The sequence below is a fragment of the Vibrio sp. 10N.222.52.B12 genome, from assembly GCF_002875385.1.
GTDB lineage: Bacteria > Pseudomonadota > Gammaproteobacteria > Enterobacterales > Vibrionaceae > Vibrio > Vibrio jasicida.
Genome location: NZ_MDAW01000172.1, coordinates 1 through 5,721 on the forward strand (window position 1 = coordinate 1; position 5,721 = coordinate 5,721).

The 5,721-nt window shown below is 39.9% G+C and carries 8 protein-coding genes and 2 pseudogenes; all 10 read left to right on the forward strand.

The window, feature by feature from the left end:
• Positions 1-145: 145 nt before the first annotated feature.
• Positions 146-289: a hypothetical protein gene (locus tag BCT11_RS28190; protein WP_186176679.1), complete on the forward strand. Its 144-nt coding sequence runs from the start codon at positions 146-148 to the stop codon at positions 287-289.
• Between the two features lie 467 nt (positions 290-756).
• Positions 757-1,089, forward strand: a complete 333-nt coding sequence (locus tag BCT11_RS27115) for a type II toxin-antitoxin system RelE/ParE family toxin (protein ID WP_012600340.1) — start codon at positions 757-759, stop codon at positions 1,087-1,089.
• Entirely contained in the window at positions 1,076-1,390 is a 315-nt protein-coding gene (locus BCT11_RS27120) for a DNA-binding transcriptional regulator (RefSeq protein WP_017049537.1), read from the forward strand. The genes BCT11_RS27115 and BCT11_RS27120 overlap by 14 nt, the downstream gene beginning before the upstream one ends.
• A pseudogene (locus BCT11_RS27125) lies at positions 1,380-1,497 on the forward strand (DUF3265 domain-containing protein). The gene BCT11_RS27120 and the pseudogene BCT11_RS27125 overlap by 11 nt, the downstream one beginning before the upstream one ends.
• Positions 1,498-1,526: 29 nt before the next feature.
• The gene (locus tag BCT11_RS27130) at positions 1,527-2,429 is read left to right on the forward strand and encodes a hypothetical protein (RefSeq protein ID WP_102389891.1); all 903 of its coding nucleotides are present in this window, start codon (positions 1,527-1,529) and stop codon (positions 2,427-2,429) included.
• 226 nt (positions 2,430-2,655) lie between these two features.
• Positions 2,656-3,108 carry a hypothetical protein gene (locus tag BCT11_RS27135; RefSeq protein ID WP_025543425.1) on the forward strand — a complete coding sequence of 151 codons (453 nt, stop codon included), beginning with the start codon at positions 2,656-2,658 and terminating at the stop codon, positions 3,106-3,108.
• A complete protein-coding gene (locus tag BCT11_RS27140) occupies positions 3,105-3,593 on the forward strand; it encodes a hypothetical protein (protein WP_102389892.1) in 489 nt (162 codons plus the stop codon). The genes BCT11_RS27135 and BCT11_RS27140 overlap by 4 nt, the downstream gene beginning before the upstream one ends.
• Before the next feature lie 148 nt (positions 3,594-3,741).
• A complete protein-coding gene (locus BCT11_RS27145; protein ID WP_102389894.1) occupies positions 3,742-4,095 on the forward strand; it encodes a VOC family protein in 354 nt (117 codons plus the stop codon).
• Positions 4,079-4,202: pseudogene (locus BCT11_RS28195) on the forward strand (DUF3265 domain-containing protein). Before BCT11_RS27145 ends, BCT11_RS28195 begins: the two are co-directional and overlap by 17 nt.
• Positions 4,203-4,789: 587 nt before the next feature.
• The gene (locus BCT11_RS27160) at positions 4,790-5,500 is read left to right on the forward strand and encodes a restriction endonuclease (RefSeq protein WP_102389921.1); all 711 of its coding nucleotides are present in this window, start codon (positions 4,790-4,792) and stop codon (positions 5,498-5,500) included.
• Positions 5,501-5,721: the final 221 nt, after the last annotated feature.

Here is a 5,721-nt window from a genome sequence, read left to right on the forward strand (position 1 = left end):
CACACCTTAACGCGGCGTTATATGCCATTTGAATATCATCAACTCAATGAAGAATTAAACTGAGATCTGTATCTCTAACTCAATATATAGACTGGTATATTGTTATTGGCTTCAAAGCAATATGAGCTAATCAAGGAGAAAAAGCATGAGTGAACAAAAGTGTACAGAGTGTCATGGCAGTGGTGTCGGCTCTGCTAACAGTGGTACTCAAAAAGAGTTTGAAGATAGTGGTTTTAACTATGAGCCGCTTGAGTGTCAGCATTGTGGTGGTTCAGGAATCGAACCTTAGCATGCTATCGCACGTTCAAATTTAGACGGTCTGAAAAAGCGAGTCATAATAAGGTATCTACCAACTCACAGAGGTACTCATTGTGACTCTAACCATTGACCCAGTATTAGAGACAGTTTGGTTCTATTCCCCTGATTCGGATAACTGTAGTCACATTTCTTTTTCTGAACTTGGCTCGGTAGGCGTGTATATCGCTGAAAATGAACTTTTAAAATATCACTCTATTACTGTCTAGGAGACCGGCAACCAGGCATATAACAAACTGTTTAAGAGTGATTCGCAACGCGTGGCATTTTTACTATGCGTTGCGTCTAGTGTTTAAGGTGGCATGCGGGAGCTTCGGGATTGCGTTGCTCACACCTTAACAGGGCGTTATAGCTCAGGTCAGATTTACTGCTCCAAAAATTATAGCTACGTTAATCACGTATAGTTTTGCTATCTATACGTTACTTGCGTATACTTTGCGTATGAAAAGTGTATTTGTCGAATCAACCATATTTGAAAAGTACCGTAATGAATATCTCAGCGATGATGAGTTTAGGCTTTTTCAAGCTGAGTTAATGTCTAACCCGAAGCAGGGTGACGTTATTCAAGGTACAGGTGGTTTGCGAAAGATTCGAGTTGCAAGTAAAGGTAAGGGCAAGCGTGGTGGCTCTCGCGTTATCTATTACTTCCTCGATGAAAAGCGTCGTTTCTACTTGCTGACGATTTACGGCAAGAATGAAATGTCCGACTTAACCGCAGACCAAAAGAAACAACTAAAGGCTTTTATGGAGGCGTGGCGTAATGAGCAATCGTGATTTATTTGCAGAGTTAAGTTCAGCACTTGTTGAGGCTAAAGAGCATTCAGAGGGCAAGCTTACCCTTAAAACTCATCAAGTTAACGACATCAGTGAGTTAAATATCTCACCTGATGAAATCGTGAGTATTCGAGAGCAGTTTAATATGTCTCGTGGTGTGTTTGCTCGTTTGTTGCATACATCATCTCGTACGTTAGAAAACTGGGAACAAGGGCGTAGCGCACCAAATGGACAAGCAGTAACCCTTCTAAAGTTGGTTCAACGTCACCCAGAAACCCTGTCGCACATCGCTGAGCTATAACAAACTGTTTAAGAGTGATTCGCAACGCGTGGCATTTTTACTATGCGTTGCTTTTAGTGTTTAAGGTGGTATGCGGCGGCATCGGTATTGCGTTGCTCACACCTTAACAGGGCGTTAGCTTAATAAGAGGTTAAATTTGAAATTAGTAGATATCTTAAATGACGAAAACCTAAAGCCAGCGCTTGTAATCGGTAATGGAATCAATCGTTATAACAGCACTAAAGCTGATGGGAATAATTCTTGGGACAAAATGCTTTTGGAGCTTTGGGAAAAGCACAGTATGTCTTCAGAGCAGATGTCTGCTCCTGAGGGGATTTCGCTTACAGAGTTTTATGATGCTCTTGATTTGACCAAGAGGTCTGACGAAATCAATTTACAAAAAGAGTTTTGTGAACTAATGAGTAGTTGGGCTCCTAGAGAGCATCATGTCTCGATTTCCAAATGGGCTCAGATCAAGGGTGTACCAATACTTACAACAAACTTTGAAGAAACATTGTCCTCAAATATCACAAGTGATATTACACACTTTGATTCAAAGTCTTTTACTGACTTTTATCCTTGGCAAAGTTACTTCTCTGATCATGAAGTACATGATCCCGCTAATGAGTTTGCGATCTGGCATATTAATGGGGTACAGAGATATAGTCGAAGTATACGACTGGGTTTGTCTCACTACATGGGCTCAGTCGAGAGGGCTAGACGATTAATCCATAAAGGGAATGAAGCAAGGTTGTTCTCCGGAAAAAATGTTGATGAGTGGTCTGGTTATCAAAGTTGGTTGCACGTTGTTTTTAATAACGACCTAGTTTTTGTTGGACTCGGCTTAGATACAACAGAAGTGTTTTTACGATGGTTGTTAATAGAACGAGCAAAGTACTTCAATCAATTCCCTCAGCGTAGAAAAAGAGCATATTTTGTCCATGCCAATGAAAAATCATTATCAACAGGGCAAGAGTTGTTCTTAAATAGTGTTGGTGTTCAGGTAGTACATGAGGCGTCTTATGATGAACTTTACAGCACGCCTTGGGCATTAAGCTAACAAAGCATTTAAGAGTGATTCTCAACGCTTGGCATTTTTCATTCTATCGTTGAGTTCAGTGTTTACGGTGGTAAGGTTAAGTTTCGTGGTAGCGTTGTTCACACCTCAATGCGGCGTTATGCAACACGAACATTTCGAATTTCGTCCCTATTCACAGATATGCTACAAGTTTTAACTTTCTACTGTTGTAAGATGTGCTTCATTATTCATATGGAGGAAGTTAAACATGGAAAAGTGTCCAGCAATTGTCGGTGTTGTTTTCGATGATAAAAGCTTAGCCGCGATAGACAGAATAAATGAGCTACATGAATTGGAGAAAAGTGCGCAATTCTTTATCTCACTTGGAAACTTAATTAATATCTTTGGTGGAAATGTAGTCAAAGGAGCAGGGAGTAGTGGTGTAACCAAAGCTATCTCTGCAATTCCAGCAAGCGATACTATGCATAAAGCACGAGATGTTAGTATCGCAGTCGGTAGAGGTGTTTCTTCTGATGCAGGACAAACTGCGTGGAATATAACCCAAGCAAACTGGGAGTATTACTTCAAATCCTACAGCGCTCTTACCGTTATTAAGCTTAGACAAATTGAAAACATTGCTACGGAACAAGCCTTAGAGCATGTAACAGACAGAAAGCAGTACAGGTTTTGGAAAGCTATATCTGATGGGTGTAAATTATGAGAATAGCTCTTACATTTTTTTTGATGGTATTTTCAATTATTTCCAATGCAGGTCAAAGTGTTGAAGATAAGCTATTCACTGACTTAAATAATTCAATAGATGCTTTGGGTTCTCGGATAGCCGTTTGTAGTAAGATCTCAACGAAAAATAAACCCGATGAAGAGACCTTAAAATTTGCAAAGCAAAGACTTGAGGAACTTACTCCGGTATTAGCTCATATTAATTATTTAGCGATTGAACGCTGTAGTTTTAGCGAGAAAAAAGAACTGGCGTACAGTATGCTTATTGCAAAAAACAATGCTAAGCGTCAGAGCACTTTGGAATTAGTTGAAGCGACGGAGAAGATGACATTTCCATTTAATACAGAGTCGCAAGCTAAATTTGATGCTTTAAGTGGGGAAATCAAAACGTTTTTAACAAACAGCAGTTTTTTCAGTAAGCCATTTGACGTATTAGCATTCTACGAATCGGTTGCTGACATGTAAGTGTTGCATAACAAAGCATTTAAGAGTGATTCCCAACGCTTGGCATTTTTCATTCCATCGTTGGGTTTTGTGTTTACGGTGGTATGGTTAAGTTTCGTGGAAGCGTTGCTCACACCTTAATGCGGCGTTATGTGGTTGGAGAGAAATTATGAATCCATCAGCGGTTCTTGTTCATGTCTCAGATGTAGCGAAAGGGCTTGAATGGTACAAGAAAGCTTTTCCAGAAGCCGTTTCGGTTTATCATCCTGACTTTGACTTCACAGCGCTTGATATAAATGGTTTCTCCCTAGAAATAGTCCAAGCAGATAAAAAGGTTGGTGCTGGTAAAAGTGGCACAGTTGTTTACTGGTCAGTAGATAACTTATGTGTTGCACTGGCTCATTTTGAAGAACTCGGTGCGCGCCTTTATCGCGGACCAATGGAAATTGAAGATGGTCTTTCAATGTGCCAAGTTGAGGATCCATTTGGAAACTTAATAGGACTACGTGGGAAAACCACATAACAAATTGTTCAAGAGGGATTCGCAACGCGTGGCATTTTTACTATGCGTTGGTTTTAGTGTTTAAGGTGGCATGCGGCGGCATCGGTATTGCGTTGCTCACCCCTTAACAAGGCGTTAGTACGGGTTTGACATCTAAGGTCATAAGTTTTGGGGTTTATCTGTTTTGGCTCTCGTCTTTACACCTTTCAGTTTGTACCTTTCACGTTCTTTCCGGTGGCACTATATGCGGAGTGTTCGCTTTGATTTCACCGTTTACGGTTTCTAACTCTTAGCCTATTTCTTTGGCGCTTTTTCATTTTCGTGGTGGTGTTTGAGAGAACCTTGATTACTTTTGATGTGGCTGTTGAAGCACGAGGAAAGAATCTTTTTCTAATTTTAATCCAGTGAAAGTAGGGCAGTTCAGTGCGTTTTTCTTCTAGCCAACTTTCGTTTCTCAATGGTGGTAAAGTTTTGTAGCTGCCCGTCTCACTTCCGTGTTCAAAGCCTTTCATATCATGCCACTTTTCAATATCTTGGAGCGCATAAATAGAAGTAGCGCATGTACTAACAAATTGCTTAAGAGTGATTCGTAACGCGTGGCATTTTTACTATGCGGTGGCTTATGTGATTAAGGTGCCGTGCGGTAGCTTTTGTATTGCGTTACTCACACCTTAGCAAGGCGTTAGCCTCCAATAATCGATAGAGGAGAGATAATATGGGGTCAAACCATTCTGAAAGTCGTGATTATGAGCTTATTGTACATAAGCTTATTTCACAAGAGATGGAAGGATTGAATGGAGTAGAACTGATAGAGGTCAGTCATGACCAAAAATTAAAAGGCTTATCTGGGTACACTCATCAGATTGATATTATCTATAAATTTCGTGTTTGGAAGATTGATTTATTAGTCTTAGTTGAGTGTAAAAACTATAAAAATAATGTAGGTGTCGATGACCTCTTAGAGTTCAAATCTCGTGTTGAAGACCTCAGAGCACACAAAGGCTTGTTCGTAACTACAAAGGGATTTCAGAGTGGCGCTATCGAATTTGCTGATGCCAACAAAATTGCTCTTCTAGTCGCAAAAGGAACGCAGCAGAATTCAGTGTTGTACAGTATGAGTAAAATTTCAATTTCAGAACGTTGCCAAAGACAAGTAGATCAACTTATTGAAAAATATGGAACGGGAAGAAATATTAGTTCGAAAATAACCATAGATGAGAAGCAAGGAATTGTAATTATTAATCATAACAATGGTGTTATTAAGTTAAAGCCTGGAGAACTACATTATTCAATGTTATACGAAAGAAGCTGCAATTACGAAAATAGGGAAGGAGATGGTTTCTATTTTGAACTTGTCAATACCAATTACGTAAATCCGAACAAGGTTATAAAAGCGCTCCTAATTGAAGAAGCTCTAACCACTTAGAGGCTAACAAACTGTTCAAGAGTGATTCGCAACGCGTGGCATTTTTATTATGCGTTGGTTTTAGTGGTTAAGGTGGTATGCGGTGGCTTTTGTATTGCGTTGCTCACACCTTAACAGGGCGTTAGTTTGCAAGAGGAAAAACGTAGCTATATCGGCAAGATCTAGTGGTAAAAGCTTAAAATCGAAATTGTCGTAGCGGCAGGCTTTGTTGCGTAAATCGG